The 16,663-nt window shown below is 64.0% G+C and carries 13 protein-coding genes and 1 pseudogene; 9 read left to right on the plus strand and 5 right to left on the minus strand.

Annotation, left to right across the window (positions count from 1 at the left end):
- Positions 1-192, plus strand: a pseudogene (locus KO516_RS24660) (hypothetical protein); the annotation flags it as partial.
- A gap of 92 nt (positions 193-284) precedes the next feature.
- On the opposite strand, the gene KO516_RS00690 reads toward KO516_RS24660, so the two are convergent.
- The 3 genes from KO516_RS00690 to KO516_RS00700 form a co-directional block, all read right to left on the minus strand.
- Positions 285-590, minus strand: a complete 306-nt coding sequence (locus KO516_RS00690) for a hypothetical protein (protein ID WP_216001882.1) — start codon at positions 588-590, stop codon at positions 285-287.
- Between the two features lie 252 nt (positions 591-842).
- Positions 843-4,175 (minus strand): carbamoyl-phosphate synthase large subunit, encoded by a 3,333-nt coding sequence (gene carB / locus KO516_RS00695; RefSeq protein ID WP_216001883.1) that lies wholly within the window; start codon positions 4,173-4,175, stop codon positions 843-845.
- Between the two features lie 241 nt (positions 4,176-4,416).
- Positions 4,417-5,649 carry a cyclopropane-fatty-acyl-phospholipid synthase family protein gene (locus KO516_RS00700; RefSeq protein WP_216002079.1) on the minus strand — a complete coding sequence of 411 codons (1,233 nt, stop codon included), beginning with the start codon at positions 5,647-5,649 and terminating at the stop codon, positions 4,417-4,419.
- Positions 5,650-5,832: 183 nt separating this feature from the next.
- Here KO516_RS00700 and aspS point away from each other — a divergent pair, with 183 nt between their 5' ends.
- Positions 5,833-7,614, plus strand: a complete 1,782-nt coding sequence (aspS, locus tag KO516_RS00705; protein WP_216001884.1) for an aspartate--tRNA ligase — start codon at positions 5,833-5,835, stop codon at positions 7,612-7,614.
- A 51-nt stretch (positions 7,615-7,665) separates the two neighbouring features.
- Here aspS and KO516_RS00710 read toward each other — a convergent pair whose 3' ends face one another.
- Entirely contained in the window at positions 7,666-8,841 is a 1,176-nt protein-coding gene (locus KO516_RS00710; protein WP_216001885.1) for a MalY/PatB family protein, read from the minus strand.
- A 129-nt stretch (positions 8,842-8,970) separates the two neighbouring features.
- Here KO516_RS00710 and def (KO516_RS00715) point away from each other — a divergent pair, with 129 nt between their 5' ends.
- Genes def (KO516_RS00715) through def (KO516_RS00725) form a run of 3 tightly spaced genes read left to right on the plus strand, consistent with a single transcriptional unit; the run spans position 8,971 to position 10,474 of the window.
- The gene (gene def / locus KO516_RS00715; RefSeq protein WP_216001886.1) at positions 8,971-9,492 is read left to right on the plus strand and encodes a peptide deformylase; all 522 of its coding nucleotides are present in this window, start codon (positions 8,971-8,973) and stop codon (positions 9,490-9,492) included.
- Positions 9,489-9,983, plus strand: coding sequence for a peptide deformylase (gene def / locus KO516_RS00720; RefSeq protein ID WP_216001887.1), 495 nt, complete (start codon positions 9,489-9,491; stop codon positions 9,981-9,983). The genes def (KO516_RS00715) and def (KO516_RS00720) overlap by 4 nt, the downstream gene beginning before the upstream one ends.
- Complete coding sequence (def, locus tag KO516_RS00725) at positions 9,980-10,474, plus strand: peptide deformylase (RefSeq protein WP_216001888.1); 495 nt, start codon at positions 9,980-9,982, stop codon at positions 10,472-10,474. The genes def (KO516_RS00720) and def (KO516_RS00725) overlap by 4 nt, the downstream gene beginning before the upstream one ends.
- 45 nt (positions 10,475-10,519) lie before the next feature.
- Here the strand turns inward: def (KO516_RS00725) and KO516_RS00730 are convergent, their stop codons facing one another.
- The gene (locus tag KO516_RS00730) at positions 10,520-11,764 is read right to left on the minus strand and encodes a lytic murein transglycosylase (protein WP_216001889.1); all 1,245 of its coding nucleotides are present in this window, start codon (positions 11,762-11,764) and stop codon (positions 10,520-10,522) included.
- A gap of 305 nt (positions 11,765-12,069) precedes the next feature.
- Between KO516_RS00730 and gpmI the strand changes: the two genes are divergently transcribed.
- The 4 genes from gpmI to KO516_RS00750 are packed head-to-tail and all read left to right on the plus strand — an operon-like array spanning position 12,070 to position 16,626.
- Positions 12,070-13,587 (plus strand): 2,3-bisphosphoglycerate-independent phosphoglycerate mutase, encoded by a 1,518-nt coding sequence (gene gpmI, locus KO516_RS00735; RefSeq protein WP_216001890.1) that lies wholly within the window; start codon positions 12,070-12,072, stop codon positions 13,585-13,587.
- A complete protein-coding gene (locus tag KO516_RS00740) occupies positions 13,584-14,711 on the plus strand; it encodes a murein hydrolase activator EnvC (protein ID WP_371742010.1) in 1,128 nt (375 codons plus the stop codon). Before gpmI ends, KO516_RS00740 begins: the two co-directional genes overlap by 4 nt.
- 39 nt (positions 14,712-14,750) lie before the next feature.
- A complete protein-coding gene (locus KO516_RS00745) occupies positions 14,751-16,094 on the plus strand; it encodes a S41 family peptidase (protein WP_216001891.1) in 1,344 nt (447 codons plus the stop codon).
- Between the two features lie 49 nt (positions 16,095-16,143).
- Positions 16,144-16,626: an RNA pyrophosphohydrolase gene (locus KO516_RS00750; protein ID WP_216001892.1), complete on the plus strand. Its 483-nt coding sequence runs from the start codon at positions 16,144-16,146 to the stop codon at positions 16,624-16,626.
- Positions 16,627-16,663: the final 37 nt, after the last annotated feature.

Genomic DNA, 16,663 nt, shown 5'->3' on the forward strand with positions numbered 1-16,663 from the left:
GATATGTGCAACAACGTCCATGAGCCTTGAAGATGCCGCCGAAAAGCTGGAGTCTTGGCCCCTCTCGGCAGATTGCTTCGCAATCGCCTGCCGGGCAGTGGTAGAGACGACAACGAAGAAAGACCGCACGGGGCCATCGGGAACAAGGTCCCGGCAGACCTGATCAAATCAGCTCACGACACCAGTCCGTGAGCCTGATGCAAGCGCGGACACTCTAAGGACGGGCCGAGGGCGCGTCGGGTAGCTCATCAAGGTTGAACAGAGCGAATTAAAGAACGCGGACTCTATGGGGAGCAGGTGACAAAAATCCGCAATCTTTGGGACGTAGTCGCTTCCAACTCGGTGACAAGCGTAGCGGTATGCTCAGAATATTCGTCAGATAACTGCTCAAGGGCGATCGAAATCGCGGTGTTTTGAAGCTTTACGGCTTCGGCAACCTGATCTGCTACATCGTCGATCAAGGTGCGACCTTCGTTCATAATCTCCGCGATTTCGCCGGCATTTGCTTCAATCTCTGCAAGCGTCATCGAGACATCGGCGTCTTCCCGAGTTCCATTTCTAAAGAGAAAACACAATGCGAGCAGCAACATAACCGTTGCGAACCCTGTGAGAGAAATAACGAGAAGTGCTGGTCACGTTGGCGCATCTTTTGAAATTTCAATGCTATAATTGCTTGCTATGGCTCCCATTCCGAAAGCAGCAAAAGACAGTACAGCAACGGGAACCGCCATTGAATTGCGCACGCTCTCGCGTCGGGTACCCACCGCCTCGCAAAAGCGTTCGCATCATCTCCACTTGACGTAGAGATAGCCAGTGCTCTTGCGAGGCTCCCTACATTTGTGTCAACCTTGCAACGACTTCACCACAATCTCGCCTTCTTCGCGGGATTTCATCGCCATCACCGCGGCATGGGCGCCGGCGGCGGTGGTGAAGTAGGGGATCTTGTCGTAAAGCGCGACGGAGCGGATTTCGCGTGAGTCCTCGACCGAGGCCGCGCCTTCGGTGGTGTTCAGCACCAGCTGGATGCCGCCGTCCTTCATCAGGTCGACCACGTTGGGGCGGCCTTCATAGACCTTCTTCACCCGCTCGATGTTGACGCCGCCCGCTTCGAAGAACGCCGCCGTGCCGCCGGTTGCGATGATGGTAAAGCCCATGGCCGAAAGCACCTGCGCCGCTTCCAGCATCTGGTCGGTCTTGTCGGCATCCTTGACCGAGAAGAACACCGCGCCTTCGGTGGGCAGATCGGTGCCCGCGCCCATCTGCGCCTTGAGGAAGGCGCGCGGGAAGGAGCGGTCCCAGCCCATGACTTCGCCGGTCGAGCGCATTTCCGGGCCAAGGATGGTGTCGACGCCGGGGAACCGGGCGAAGGGCAGCACCGCCTCTTTTACCGAATACCAAGGCATGTTCGGATCGGCGAGGGTCATCGGGTCGGCCATCGGCACATCGGTGTCGTAGTCGGTATCGGTCGCGTAGCCCTCGCGCAGCGGGAAGGCCGAGAGCTTTTCGCCCGCCATGATCCGCGCCGCGATGGAGGCGATGGCGCTGTCGGTGGCCTTGGCGACAAAGGGCACGGTGCGCGAGGCGCGGGGGTTCACCTCGATCAGGTAGATGTCGGTGCCCTTGACGGCGAATTGCACGTTCATCAACCCGACCACGTGCAGCGCGATGGCCAGCGCCTCGGTCTGCCGCTCGATCTCTTTGATGATGTCGCGGCTCAGCGAGTAGGGCGGCAGCGAACAGGCCGAGTCGCCGGAATGCACGCCGGCCTCTTCGATGTGCTGCATAATGCCGGTGACATGCACCGACTCGCCGTCGCAGAGCGCATCGACGTCAAGCTCGGTTGCGCCAGACAGGTAGTGATCAAGCAGAACCGGGCTGTCGCCAGACACCACCACCGCCTCGCGGATGTAGCGTTCCAGATGCGCCATGTCGCGCACGATCTCCATCGCGCGCCCACCCAGCACATAGGACGGGCGGATCACCAGCGGGAAGCCGATGTCCTCGGCAATCGCCAGCGCCTGCGCGTCGGTGGAAGCAATGCCGTTCTTGGGCTGCTTCAGGCCAAGCTGGTTGACCAGCGCCTGAAACCGCTCGCGGTCTTCGGCAAGGTCGATGGCGTCGGGGGTGGTGCCAAGGATCGGGATGCCCTCGGCCTCGAGCGCGTCGGCCAGCTTCAGCGGGGTCTGGCCGCCGAACTGCACGATGACGCCATGCAGCGTGCCGTTTTCCAGCTCAACCCGCAGGATCTCCATCACGTGTTCAAAGGTCAGCGGTTCGAAATACAGCCGGTCCGAGGTGTCGTAATCGGTCGACACGGTTTCGGGGTTGCAGTTGATCATGATGGTTTCGTAGCCGACATCCGACAGCGCGAAGCAGGCGTGACAGCAGCAATAGTCGAATTCGATACCTTGCCCGATGCGGTTCGGGCCACCGCCAAGGATCACCACCTTTTTGCGATCCGAGGGGCGGGATTCGCATTCTACCTCGCCCATCATCGGCTCTTCGTAGGTGGAATACATGTAGGGGGTCTGCGCTTCGAATTCGGCGGCGCAGGTGTCGATGCGCTTGAAAACGGCGGTAACGCCAAGCGCGATGCGGCGCTTGCGCACGTCCTTTTCGCTGAACCCGGTCAGCTTGGCGAGGCGGGCATCGGTGAAGCCCATCATCTTGAGCATGCGCAGCCCGTCTTCGTCCTGCGGCAGGCCGTTTTCGCGCACCTCGGCCTCGGCATCGACGATTTCGCGGATGCGGGCAAGGAACCACGGGTCGAACATGGTGACGGCGTGGATCTCATCATTGGACAGGCCGTGGCGCATGGCCTGCGCGATGGTGCGCATGCGGTCGGGGGTCTGTTTGGAGATCGCCTTGATCACGGCGCTTTTCTCGGGGGCGCCGTCGATTTCGATCTCATCGAACCCGGTGAGGCCGGATTCCATCGAGGCCAGCGCCTTTTGCAGCGACTCGTGGATGGTGCGGCCAATGGCCATCGCCTCGCCCACGGATTTCATCGCGGTGGTGAGGTGCGGCTCGGAGCCGGGGAATTTCTCGAAGGCGAACTTGGGGATCTTGGTGACCACGTAGTCGATGGTCGGCTCGAAGCTCGCGGGCGTCACCTTGGTGATGTCATTGTCGAGCTCGTCGAGCGTGTAGCCGACGGCCAGCTTGGCGGCGATTTTCGCAATCGGAAAGCCGGTCGCCTTGGACGCCAGCGCCGAGGAGCGCGACACCCGCGGGTTCATCTCGATCACCACCATGCGGCCGTTTTCCGGGTTGATCGCCCATTGCACGTTGGAGCCGCCGGTTTCCACGCCGATCTCGCGCAGAACGGCGATGCTGCCGTTGCGCATGATCTGGTATTCCTTGTCGGTCAGGGTCAGCGCCGGGGCGACGGTGATCGAATCACCGGTGTGCACGCCCATGGGGTCGACGTTTTCGATGGCGCAGACGATGATGGCGTTGTCGGCTTTGTCGCGCACCACCTCCATCTCGAATTCCTTCCAGCCCAGAAGCGATTCGTCGACAAGGATCTGGTTCACCGGCGAGGCATCCATGCCAGTGCGGCAATAGTGGATGTAATCTTCGCGGTTGTAGGCGACGCCGCCGCCAGTGCCGCCAAGGGTAAAGGCGGGGCGGATGATCGCGGGCAGGCCGATGGTCTCCAGCGCTTCAAGCGCAATCGCGACCCCGGCATCCAGATCGGCCTTGCCACTCGGCTTTTTCGGCGCGGTGACGATGGTGGCGGCGGGGTTTTCCAGCCCGATGCGGTCCATCGCCTCGCGGAACAGGGCGCGGTCTTCGGCCATCTCGATGGCCTCGCGCTTGGCACCGATCATCTCGACGCCGTATTTGGCAAGCACGCCCATTTCCTCGAGCTTCAGCGAGGTGTTGAGCCCGGTCTGCCCGCCCATGGTCGGCAGCAGCGCGTCGGGGCGTTCCTTTTCGATGATCTTGGCGACCACCTCGGGGGTGATGGGCTCGATATAGGTGGCATCGGCAAGGCCCGGATCGGTCATGATCGTCGCGGGATTCGAGTTCACCAGAATGACGCGGTAGCCTTCTTCGCGCAGCGCCTTGCAGGCCTGTGCGCCAGAGTAATCGAATTCGCAGGCCTGGCCGATGATGATGGGCCCGGCGCCGATGATCATAATGGACTTGATATCGGTTCTTTTGGGCATCGTTCGACCTCTGGCTTTGGGTGTTCTGGCGCGTATGCGACGGGCATGGGGAAGCAGCGGGGGAGACGCTGCAACCCGCAAATTGTCGTGCGTTATAGAGAAGCGCCGGGGCCACGCAACCCTAATCCGCCGCCGATTGCTACCGCTCGCAGGGCCGGGAAACCTCTTGCGAAAGATCCTGATGGGCGCCGCGCCGGGCGCGCAGAATTCACCGGCGAAAATTCTTCGGTGGGGGCGGGGCTTACTGGGCGGCGTGGCCCAGCCGTGCGGGCGCATCATCGTGGTAGAGATAATCGCGGGTCGTCGGTACGGCATATTGCCGGTGCGACAGTTGCAGGTGGAACACCCCCTGAAACATCTCTTCAAAACTGGCTTCGCAGGCCACGAGGTAAAACCGCCACATCCGCACGAAGGTCTCGTCATACATCGCGCGCACCTGCGGCAGCGCGGCTTCGAAGCGTTGCCGCCAGTGATGCAGCGTCGGGCCGTAATGGCCGCGCAGCACCTCGACATCTGCCGCCCAAAGGCCGCTTTTCTCGATCGAGGCCGAGACCTCGGACAGCGACGGCACATAGCCGCCGGGAAAGATGTACTTATCGAGCCATTTCGACGTTGGCCGCGGCTCCGAGACATGGCCGATGGTGTGGATCAGCGCGATCCCGTCGGGGGCCAGAATATCGTGCAGCTTGGCGAAATACACATCCAGCTGCGGGTAGCCGACATGTTCGAGCATCCCGACCGAGACGATCCGGTCATAGGTCCGTTCGACCTTGCGGTAATCGCGCAGCACGAAGTTCACCGAGTCCTCCAGCCCTGCCGCCTTGGCCCGCGCCCGCGCCGTGGCAAGCTGGTTCTCGGACAGGGTCACGCCGGTTACCTTCGCCCCGTAATCGCGCGCCAGCGTCAGTGCCATGCCGCCCCAGCCGCAGCCGATATCCAGCACCGACATGCCGGGCGTGATCCGCAGCTTGCGGGCGATGTGCTGCTTTTTCGCCGCCTGCGCCTGTTCCAGCGTCATCTCCGGGTGGGCCCAGTAGGCGCAGGAATACTGCATGTCGGCGTCAAGGAAGAGCCGGTAGAGGTCATCGGAAATGTCGTAATGGTGATGCACGTTGCGCTGGCTTCGCTTCGGAGAGTTGCGCTGTTCGATACTGCGCGTCCAGCTGCGCAGCGCCTGCACCGCATCGAACCATCCGGGCATGTCGCCCTGTTGCTGATTGCGGATCAGCAGCGCCAGAAAATCATAGAGCGCCTCGGGCGCCACCACCAGCCGCCCGTCCATGTAGCCCTCTCCCAGCGCCATCACCGGCCGCTTTGCGAGATCTTTCACGATGCTGTCGTCCGCCAGCCGGACTTCGGCTTCAAGCGAGCCTCCCGGCCCATAGCTGCGCAGCTCGCCATCCGGCCATGTTACCCTGATCCGACCGACCACGATCAGCTTTCTCAACATCTTGTCGAGCACGGTCTTCCACATCTCGAGCACCCCCATGCGTAGGATTTGCAAGGAACACCCCGGCGTGATGCCACGCGCAGGGCATCCCCAAACGTTAAAACGCTTGGTCTTTTCGGCAAGTTCCGACGCGCATCCCTTGACTTCCGGGGCGGCACAAGGTGTATCGGCGCCTGACTTTCCGGCAGTTTCCAAGGGGCATCCGATATGCACGCCTACCGCACGCACAGCTGTGCCGCGCTCAGCAAGGACAACGTGGGCGAAACCGTCCGCCTGTCGGGCTGGGTCAACCGCGTCCGCGACCACGGCGGCATTCTCTTCATCGACCTGCGCGACCATTATGGCATCACGCAGGTGCTTTGCGATCCCGACAGCCCGGCCTTTGCCGATGTCGAGAAGGTGCGCAGCGAATGGTGCATCCGCATCGACGGCGAGGTCAAGGCCCGCGCCCCCGAGCTGGTGAACCCCAAGATCCCCACCGGCGAAGTCGAAGTCTTCGTGCGCGGGATTGAGGTGCTGGGCCAGTCGGCCGAGCTGCCGCTGATGGTCTTCGGCGATCAGGAATACCCCGAGGAAACCCGCCTGCGCTATCGCTACCTCGACCTGCGCCGCGAGGCGATGCAGCGCAACATGACGCTGCGCTCGGATGTGGTGCGTTCGATCCGCCAGCGCATGTGGGACAAGGCGTTCCGCGAATACCAGACCCCGATCATCACCGCATCCAGCCCCGAAGGCGCGCGCGACTTCCTCGTGCCGAGCCGTCTGCATCCGGGCAAGTTCTACGCCCTGCCGCAGGCGCCGCAGCAGTTCAAGCAGCTGATCATGATGTCGGGCTACGACAAGTATTTCCAGATCGCGCCCTGTTTCCGCGATGAAGACCCCCGCGCCGACCGCTCGCCCACCGATTTCTACCAGCTTGACCTTGAGATGAGCTTTGTCACCCAGCAGGACGTGTTCGACACGGTCTCGCCGGTGATCGCAGGCGTGTTCGAGGAATTCGGCGAGGGCGCCAAGGTCGACGCGCCCGAAACATGGCCGCAGATTCCCTACAAGGAAGCGGCGCTGAAATACGGCACCGACAAGCCCGACCTGCGCAACCCGATCGAAATGCAGGACGTGTCCGAGCATTTCCGCGGCTCCGGCTTTGCGATCTTCGCCAAGCTGCTGGAACAGGACGGCACGGAAATTCGCGCCATTCCTGCCCCCACTGGCGGCTCGCGCAAGTTCTGCGACCGGATGAACGCCTTTGCCCAGAAAGAGGGTCTGCCCGGCATGGGCTATATCTTCTGGCGCGATCAGGGGCAGGGCATGGAAGCCGCTGGCCCGCTGGCCAAGAACATCGGCCCCGAGCGCACCGAAGCCATTCGCGCGCAGCTGGGCCTTGGCGTCGGCGATGCGGCATTCTTCCTTGGCGGCAAGCCGCAGGCATTCCAGCGCGTTGCCGGCAAGGCGCGCGATGTCATCGGCGAAGATCTGGGCCTGACCGACAAGAACCGCTTTGCCTTTGCATGGATCGTGGATTTCCCGATCTACGAAAAGGACGAGGAAACCGGCAAGATCGACTTCGAGCACAACCCGTTCTCGATGCCGCAAGGCGGGATGGAGGCGCTGCAGGGCGATCCGCTCGCGGTCAAGGGCTACCAGTACGATCTGGCCTGCAACGGCTATGAACTGGTGTCCGGCGCGATCCGCAACCACAAGCCTGACCTGATGCTCAAGGCGTTCGAAATCGCCGGTTACGGCGAAGACGAGGTCAAGAAGCGCTTTCAGGGCCTGTACAACGCATTCCAGTACGGCGCCCCGCCGCACGGGGGCTGCGCCGCCGGGATCGACCGCATCGTCATGCTGCTGGCCGGTACGTCCAACATCCGCGAGGTCATCATGTTCCCGATGAACCAGCGCGCCGAAGACCTGATGATGGCCGCGCCCTCCGAAGCTTCCTCGGATCAGCTGATGGAATTGTCGCTGCGGCTGATCCCGCAGGAATAATTCCACCACATGGTATGACAGCGGCGCGCCCCTCGGGGCGCGCCGTTTGCGTTACTGAAGGTCTGCAAAGGCGGCCTGAAGCCGTTCGCCTGCCTCGATCACCCGCGCGCGCGGGGTCGCGATGTTGAAGCGCAGCCATGTCTCGCCGCCCTTGCCGAAGGGCGCGCCGTGGTTGGGGGCAATCCGCGCCTCTTGCTGAACGCGGCGGGCGATCTCGGCGTCGTCCATGCCAAGCGCGCCAAAATCCACCCAGGACAGGTAGGTCGCTTCCAGCGGCATCGTCGTCAGCCCCGGAATCGCACTCACCGCCGCGTCGAAAAGCTTGCGGTTGCTATCCAGATACAGGTTCAGGGCATCCACCCACTCGGCGCCCTCGGGCGAATAGGCCGCCGTCGCCATGATCAGGCCAAAGCTGTTGGGCGACAGGCCAAGCCCTGCCATCTTTGCCGCGAACTGCGTGCGCAGCTTTTCATCCGGGATGATGACGTTGCCGGTATGCGATCCGGCGATGTTGAAGGTCTTGGTGGTCGCAGTCATCATGACCAGCCGGTCTTTGATGTCGTCGATCAGCGCCATCGGCGTGTGGCTGTGGCCGGGCATGATCAGGTCGTGGTGAATCTCGTCCGAGACCAGCACCAGATCGTGCTTGCGGGCAAATTCCGCCACCTGCTCCAGCTCGGCGCGGGTCCAGACGCGCCCGCCCGGATTGTGCGGCGAGCACAGCACCAGCAGCTTTTCGCTGCCGGTCATCAGCGCGTCATAGGCGCTGAAATCCATCTCGTAACGGCCATCGACCTGCGCCAGCGGCAGCTCTCGTACCTCGCGGCCCGCGGCTTTGATGATGCGGTGAAAGGCGTGGTAGACCGGCGTGAACAGCACCACCGCGTCGCCCGGCTGGGTCCATGTCTCGACGCAGAGGCCGGTGCCGTTGACCAGCCCGTGGGTGGTAAAGATCCAGTCAGGCGACACCTCCCAGCCGTGGCGATGCGACATCCACCACTGAATCGCGTTCAGATAGGCCGAATCGTCGCCGAAATAGCCGTAGAGGCCGTGATCGAGCATGCCCCGAAGCGCCGCCTGCACACAATCTGGCGGGCGGAAATCCATATCCGCCACCCACATGGCAAGGCCGTCATCGGGCGACACGCCATACAGGCTTTCCATCTTGTCCCACTTGGCACTATGCGTGCCCTTGCGGTCGATCACTTCATCGAAGCGGCTGGTCATCGGGGGGAGATCCTTTGAGTTGTTCGCGTGCGAACGGTACCCCCTGCCGTGCCGAGCGCAAGCCCCGGCGCTTGCGAAAACGGGCGCTTTTTCCTAGATCAGAAGCATGAAAGCGCCTAGAGGAGCCGCATGAAACGCAACATCCTCATCCACCCCGACCCGCGGCTGAAAAAGCTGTGCGAACCTGTGCCCGATCTGTCGGACGATCTGCGCGTTCTGGCCGATGACATGCTGGAAACCATGTATGACGCGCCCGGTATCGGGCTGGCGGCGCCGCAGATCGGCATCCTGTCGCGGCTGATCGTGCTGGATTGCGCCAAATCCGACAACGGCGAAGAGGCGCGGCCCCTCGTCATGTTCAACCCGCGCGTGCTGGCAAGCTCGGACGAGCGCAATGTCTACGAAGAGGGCTGCCTGTCGATCCCCGACCAATACGCCGATGTCGAGCGGCCGAAGCTGGTCGATGTCGAATGGATGGACGCGAACGGCAATGTACAGCGCGAGGAATTCGACGGGCTTTGGGCCACCTGCGTGCAGCACGAGATCGACCACCTCGATGGCAAGCTGTTCATCGACTACCTCAAGCCGCTGAAGCGACAGCTGATCACCCGCAAGATGGTCAAGTTCAAGCGCGATCGGGCGCGGGGATGAGCGTGCGTCCGGTTCTGCTCTGGCCCGATCCGCGGCTGACGCAGCCCTGCGCCGCCGCCGATCCGGCGACGATCAAGGCGCTGGTGGGCGATCTGTTCGAAACCATGTACGACGCGCCGGGGCGGGGGCTGGCCGCGCCGCAGATCGGTGTGCTGCAACGGGTCTTCGTGATGGATGCGGGCTGGAAAGACGGTGAGATGACCCCCATCGCCTGCATCGACCCCGAGATCACCGAGGTTTCGAAGGAAACCGCGACGGGCCCAGAGGGCTGCCTGTCGATCCCCGGCGTGACGGCGCAGGTGCGCCGCTCGGTCTGGGTGCAGATGCGCTTTACCGACCTTGCAGGCGTGCGGCAAGAGCGCCGCTTTGAGGGGGCCGAGGCCATCGTGGCGCAGCACGAATACGACCATCTCGACGGGCTGGTGCATTTCGACCGGCTTTCGCCCGAAGACGCCAAGGCGCTGCAATGCAGCTATGAGGCGGCGCAATGACCGCGCGCCCCTGCATCCCATGGCCTGACAAGCGGCTGCGCACGCCCGCGGCCCCGGTCGAGGCGATCACCGACGAGATCCGCGCCATCTGGCGCGACATGATCGACACGATGGAAGCGATGCCCGGCGTTGGCCTGGGCGCCCCGCAGATCGGCGTGATGCTGCGACTGGCGGTGGTCGATGCCTCCGAAGAGCGTGGCCAGCCGGTGCGCATGGCCAACCCCGAGGTTCTGCACGCAAGCGTCAAGCTGCGCAGCCATGACGAGGCCAGCCCGAACCTTCCCGGCGTCTGGGCCGCGATCGAGCGGCCGCGCGCGGTGACGGTGCGGTTTCTGAACGAGACGGGCGAGATCGAAGAGCGGGATTTCATCGGCCTCTGGGCGACCAGCGTCCAGCACCAGATCGACCATCTGAATGGCAAGATGTTCTTTGACCATCTGTCGAAGACAAAGCGCGACATTCTGATCCGCCGGGCGAAAAAGCAGCGCTGAAACGGTCTGGATCTTTGTTCTGAAAGATCCAGACCCGGCCCCCGGTCAGCCGCGGCGCAGCCTTTCCAGCAGCGCGCGCGACGGCTGTCCGGTCACGGCAAGCCCTTCGCGCGCCTGATAGGCCGACACCGCCGCCTCGGTCTTGCTGCCAAACACCCCGTCCGGCGTTCCCAGATCGAAGCCGCGCCGCGACAGCAGGGTTTGCAATTCGACCCGGTCATCCTTGGTAAAGCCGTATTGGTCCGGCGGGAAAGTGCCGCGCAGCGGGCCGGCCCCGGCGATTCGATCCGACAGATGGCCCACACCCAGCCCATATTTCTCGGCATTGTTGTAGCGCAAGATCGCCCCAAAGTTGCGAAACACCAGAAAGGCCGGTCCACCGATGCCAGCGGGCGCAAGGATCGACCCGCTGAGCGACGGCAGGCGCCCGCCCGAGGCCGCTGTCACGCCCATCGTGCCCCAGTCTGACCGTGTCGTGCCACGCCCGGTCTGCGCCGCCGAAAATCCGGCGGGCAGGCGCACCTCAAGGCCCCACGGCTCGCCCATCCGCCAGCCGCTTTTCGACAGGTAATGCGCCGTCGAGGCCAGCCCGTCGGTTGGATCGTCCGACCAGATGTCGCGGTGCCCGTCGCCGCGGAAATCCACCGCATAGGCCTGAAACGTGGTCGGGATGAACTGGGTGTGGCCCATCGCCCCGGCCCAGCTGCCGGTCAGGCGCGATGCGGGCACGTCGCCGCGCTGGATGATCCCCAATGCCGCGATCAGCTGCTTTTCAAAGAACGCGCCGCGCCGCCCGTCAAAGGCCAGCGTCGAGGTCGAGGACACCACCGGGATATCCCCCCGCCGGGCGCCGTAATTGCTTTCCATGCCCCAGATCGCCGTGACCACCTGCGCGGGCACGCCATAGCGCATCTCGATCTCGCGCAGCAGCGCGCCATGGCGCGACAGCATCGCGCGCCCGGTCGCGACCTTGGTCTCCGACGCTGCGATGGCGAAGTAATCCTCAAGCGAGCGGGTGAATTCGGTCTGGCTGCGGTCGCGGGTGACGACGCCGGGCAGGTAGCCCGCGCCGCGGAACGCCGCATCCAGCGTCGCGCCCGAGATCCCCTCTGCCATGGCGCGGCTACGGAAATTCGCCACCCATGCGTTCCAGCCGGGGTTGGGTTGCGGCAGCAGGTCGGGGTCGATCGTGCCGCCGCCCATGGGCGCGATGTTTGCGCCGCCTCCGCATCCTGCCAGCAGCGCCATTGCGCCGCCGCTGAGTAGTGCCATTCGTCTCGTGACCTGCATTCTGCCTCGTCCCCTCGTTTCGTGGGTGGTTCTTGGCGGGCACTGTGCCTTGGCGCCAAGGTCGCGGCAAGCCGGGCGGGCGGGTTTTCGCCCAGCCCTTCACCCAGCCCATCGCCCAACCCACCGACCAGCCTGCTGCGCGGCACGCACGCCCGAACCGCAACGGCACCCGGATGCCATTCGGCCCGGCGTTTGCATGGTTTGGGCGCAGGACATGACGACCGGGCGCTTGGGGCACCGCATCCTCTCCACATCTCTGTGCAACCCTGCTAAGCCTGCCCGGAGCGCATCAGGAGGGCCCGAACATGACCACCCCGAAACCCGTTGTTCTGACCATTCTCGACGGATGGGGCCTGCGTGAGGATGCGGCGTTCAACGCCCCCAAGCTCGCCCGCACCCCCAATATGGACAGGCTCTATGCCAGCTGCCCCAACGCCACGCTGGTGACCTTTGGCCCCGAAGTGGGCCTGCCGAGCGGGCAGATGGGCAATTCCGAGGTCGGGCACACCAATATCGGCGCCGGGCGCGTTGTGGCGATGGATCTGGGACAGATCGACCTTGCCATCGAGGATGGCACGTTTTTCGACAATGCCGAGATCAAGGATTTCGCGGCAAAGGTCAAAGCCGCGGCAGGCACCGCGCATATCATGGGCGTGGTGTCCGACGGCGGCGTGCATGGGCATATCGAACATATCAAGGCGGCGGTGACCATGCTCACCGATCTTGGCTGCAAGGTCGTCCTGCACGCCATCACCGACGGGCGCGACGTTGCGCCGAAATCGGGCGAGGCGTTCGTGAAGCAACTGAGCGACGCGCTCCCCGAGACCGCCAGCATCGGCACTGTCATTGGCCGCTACTACGCGATGGACCGTGACAACCGCTGGGAGCGGGTCGAGCAGGCCTACAACGCAATGATCCTTGGCAAGGGTGACAGTGCGCCCGACGCCGTGACCGCCGTGTCGCAGAGCTACGCCAAGGACAAGACCGACGAATTCATCCCCGCCACGGTCATCGACGGCTACGCGGGGGTGCAGGCGGGCGACGGGCTGTTCTGCCTCAACTTCCGCGCCGACCGCGCGCGAGAGATCCTTCAGGCCATCGGCGATCCGGCGTTCGACGGGTTTGATCGCAGCCAGCCCCAGCTTTGCGCGCTGCTCGGCATGGTCGAATATTCCGATGCGCATAACGCCTACATGAGCGCGGCCTATCCCAAGCGGAAGATCGTCAACACCCTTGGCGCATGGGTCGCCAAACATGGGCTGAAGCAGTACCGGCTTGCCGAGACCGAGAAATATCCGCATGTCACATTCTTCCTGAACGGCGGCAAGGAAGAGCCCGAGGTGGGCGAGGACCGGTTCATGCCGCTGTCCCCCAAGGTCGCGACTTATGATCTTCAGCCCGAAATGTCGGAACCCGAGGTGGCCGAGAAATTCGTCGCCGCCATCGACAGCGGCAAATACGACCTGATCGTCACCAATTTCGCCAACCCCGACATGGTCGGCCATACCGGCGTTCTCGAAGCCGCCATCGCGGCCTGCGAAGCGGTCGATGACGGGCTGGGCAAGGTGCTGGCGGCGCTGGAAAAAGCCGGCGGCGCGATGATCATCATCGCCGATCACGGCAATTGCGAAACCATGTGGGACGAGGCCACCAACGGCCCGCATACCGCGCATACCACCAACCTTGTGCCGGTGATCGTCTGGGGCGGGCCCGAGGGCGCCACCCTGCGCGACGGCAAGCTGGCCGATGTCGCGCCGACGATCCTGCAATTGATGGGGCTGGAGCAGCCCGAGGAAATGACCGGCAAGAGCCTTCTTCAGTGACACGTCTGCGGCGCGCCGGGGGGCTTGCGGCGCTGGTGCTTGCGCTGGCAGGCCCCGCACAGGCCCAAGATCAGGCCGAGGCCGCGCGTCAGGCGGCGCGGGCGCTCGAAGACGCGTCGCTGCAGCTTGACCGGGCCGACAGTGCCCGCGACCGGGTCAGCGCGCTGACCCAGACGGTCAAGGCCTATGAGGCCGGGCTTGGCGCCATGCGCGACGGTCTGCGCGAGGCCGCGATCCGCGAAACCGAGCTGTCTCGCAAGCTGCAAAGTCAGGAAACCGAGATCGCCCAGCTGCTGGGCGTCTTGTCCAGCATGGGCGGCAGGGCCGCGCCCTCGGCGATGCTGCACCCGCAGGGGCCGGTGGGCGCGGCGCGTGCCGGGATGATGCTGGCCTCGGTGACGCCGGGGCTGAGCGACGAGGCGCAGCGCATCCGCGCCGATCTGACCGAGGTCACGAACCTGCGCCTGTTGCAGCAAAACGCCGCCGAAACCCTGAAGGACGGGCTGGCAGGCGTGCAGCAGGCCCGAACCGAGCTGTCTCAGGCGATTGCCGACCGCACCGACCTGCCGCTGCGCTTCACCGAAGATCCGGTGAAGACCGCCATTCTAATCTCGGCCACTGAAACGCTCGAAGGCTTTGCCTCTGGCCTGTCCGAGATCGCCGGGAATGAAAAGCTCAACACCCTGCCGCCGATCAATGATCGCAAGGGCGCGCTGGATCTTCCGGTGCAAGGGCAGATCCTGCGCCGCGCCGGCGAGGCCGATGCCGCCGGGGTCACCCGCCCCGGCATTGTCATCGCCACCCAGCCCGAGGCGCTGGTGACCACGCCCACCGCCGCCACCGTGCGCTATGCCGGGCCGCTGCTCGATTATGGGCTGGTGACGATCCTCGAGCCGCAGCCCGACCTGCTGTTCGTGCTGGCCGGGTTGCAGGTGACCTATGGCGCCGCCGGGCAGGTGCTGCCCGAGGGAAGCCCTGTCGGCTTGATGGGCGGCAGCTACGCCGCGCCGGGCGCGTCACCATCTGTTGAAGCGACTGGCGCTGGACGCACCGAAACGCTCTATGTAGAGGTTAGGCAAGGCGACGGACCGGTCGATCCGCTGATCTGGTTCGCAGGTCGGTAGGATTCCGGCGATGTATTGAAGACTTGGGATAGGATGCGCATGAACAAATTCGTGATGGCCGCGCTTGGCGGGACGATCGCAGGCGTCGTGGCGACGACGCAATTCGTCGGACCGCTGTTGGCGCAGGAGCAGGCCTCCAAGGCCAGCGTCTATGAGCAGCTCGATCTCTTTGGCGATATCTTCGAACGTATCCGCGCCCAGTATGTCGAAGATGTCGAACCGTCGGATCTGATCGAGGCCGCCATCAACGGCATGCTGACCTCGCTCGATCCGCATTCCAGCTACCTGCCTCCCGAGGATGCCGAAGACATGCGCGTGCAGACGCGCGGCGAATTCGGCGGTCTGGGGATCGAGGTCACGCAAGAGGACGGCTTCGTCAAGGTGGTCTCGCCGATCGACGATACCCCCGCCGCCGAGGCTGGCATCATGTCGGGCGATTTCATCACCCATGTCGACGGCGAGTCGGTTCTGGGCCTGACGCTGGACGAGGCGGTCGACCTGATGCGCGGGCCGGTGGGGTCGGAAATCGTCATCACCATCGCGCGCGAAGGCGCCGATGAACCCTTCGACGTGTCGATCACCCGCGACACCATCAAGCTGACCGCGGTGCGCACGCGTCTGGAAGGCGATACCGTGGTGCTGCGCGTGACCACGTTCAACGATCAGACCTATCCCAACCTTGCCGAGGGGCTGCAGGCCCGCATCGAAGAGGCCGGCGGCTTGGACGCGGTCAACGGGATCGTGCTGGACCTGCGCAACAACCCCGGCGGTTTGCTGACGCAGGCGATCAAAGTGTCGGATGCCTTCCTCGACGCCGGTGAAATCGTCTCGACCCGTGGCCGCGATCCGCAGGACGGCGAGCGTTACAACGCCACCGAGGGCGATCTGACCAACGGCAAGCCGATGGTGGTTCTGGTCAACGGCGGCTCGGCGTCTGCGTCGGAAATCGTCGCCGGGGCGCTCAAGGATCATCACCGCGCGGTGGTGGTCGGCACCAAGACCTTTGGCAAGGGCTCTGTCCAGACGGTGATGCCGGTGCGCGGCGATGGCGCGATGCGCCTGACCACGGCGCGCTATTACACCCCGTCGGGCCGCTCGATCCAGGCGCTTGGCGTGTCGCCCGATATCATCGTCGAGCAGCCGCTGCCCAAGGAAAACCCGACCGACGCCGAAGAGGGCAACAACCCGTTCAGCCGCTCCGAGGCCGATCTGCGCGGCGCGCTGAACAACGACAGCCTGACCGAAGACGAGATCCAGCAGATCGAGGAAGACCGCGCCAAGGCCGAAGCCGCCGCTGCGCTGCGCATCGAGGATTACCAGCTGGCCTATGCCATCGACATCCTCAAGGGCCTCAACGTGCTTGAAATCGACAAGTCAGAGTGATCAGACGGGGCGGGATACTTTCCCGCCCCTATCCATGCAAGGCCCCGACATGACTCCTGAAGACATCGCCAAACTTCCCTATCGCCCCTGCGTCGGCGTGATGCTCGTCAATGAGCGCGGCGAGGTCTTTGTCGGCCAGCGTCTCGACAGCGAGGTGCCAGCCTGGCAGATGCCGCAGGGCGGTGTCGATCCGGGCGAGGCGCCGCGCGATGCCGCGCTGCGCGAACTCTGGGAAGAAACCGGGGTGAATGCCGATCTGGTGACGGTGGAGGCCGAAACCGACGACTGGCTGCCGTATGATCTGCCGCATCACATCGTGCCGAAGATCTGGAAGGGCCGCTATCGCGGTCAGGAACAGAAATGGTTCCTGCTGCGCTTTCACGGCAGCGACGATCAGGTGAACATCGCCACCGAGCACCCGGAATTTTCCATCTGGCGCTGGCTAAGCGCCGATGAACTGGTCGGCCAGATCGTGCCGTTCAAGCGCGAAGTCTATGCAAAGGTGCTGGCCGAATTCGGCGGGCGTCTCTGACAGCTTTTTCATGAGCGGGGCATATCCTCGCCCACGG

The sequence above is a fragment of the Citreicella sp. C3M06 genome, assembly GCF_018860705.1.
GTDB lineage: Bacteria > Pseudomonadota > Alphaproteobacteria > Rhodobacterales > Rhodobacteraceae > Salipiger.

Excerpts from the sequence above, each read along its gene's own strand:
- def (WP_216001888.1), top strand. The coding sequence starts at position 9,980 with ATGACCGCGCGCCCCTGCATCCCATGGCCTGACAAGCGGCTGCGCACG.
- KO516_RS00730 (WP_216001889.1), bottom strand. The coding sequence starts at position 11,764 with ATGCAGGTCACGAGACGAATGGCACTACTCAGCGGCGGCGCAATGGCG.
- carB (WP_216001883.1), bottom strand. The coding sequence starts at position 4,175 with ATGCCCAAAAGAACCGATATCAAGTCCATTATGATCATCGGCGCCGGG.
- KO516_RS00690 (WP_216001882.1), bottom strand. The coding sequence starts at position 590 with ATGTTGCTGCTCGCATTGTGTTTTCTCTTTAGAAATGGAACTCGGGAA.
- gpmI (WP_216001890.1), top strand. The coding sequence starts at position 12,070 with ATGACCACCCCGAAACCCGTTGTTCTGACCATTCTCGACGGATGGGGC.
- KO516_RS00700 (WP_216002079.1), bottom strand. The coding sequence starts at position 5,649 with ATGTGGAAGACCGTGCTCGACAAGATGTTGAGAAAGCTGATCGTGGTC.
- KO516_RS00710 (WP_216001885.1), bottom strand. The coding sequence starts at position 8,841 with ATGACCAGCCGCTTCGATGAAGTGATCGACCGCAAGGGCACGCATAGT.
- aspS (WP_216001884.1), top strand. The coding sequence starts at position 5,833 with ATGCACGCCTACCGCACGCACAGCTGTGCCGCGCTCAGCAAGGACAAC.
- KO516_RS00745 (WP_216001891.1), top strand. The coding sequence starts at position 14,751 with ATGAACAAATTCGTGATGGCCGCGCTTGGCGGGACGATCGCAGGCGTC.
- KO516_RS00750 (WP_216001892.1), top strand. The coding sequence starts at position 16,144 with ATGACTCCTGAAGACATCGCCAAACTTCCCTATCGCCCCTGCGTCGGC.
- def (WP_216001887.1), top strand. The coding sequence starts at position 9,489 with ATGAGCGTGCGTCCGGTTCTGCTCTGGCCCGATCCGCGGCTGACGCAG.
- def (WP_216001886.1), top strand. The coding sequence starts at position 8,971 with ATGAAACGCAACATCCTCATCCACCCCGACCCGCGGCTGAAAAAGCTG.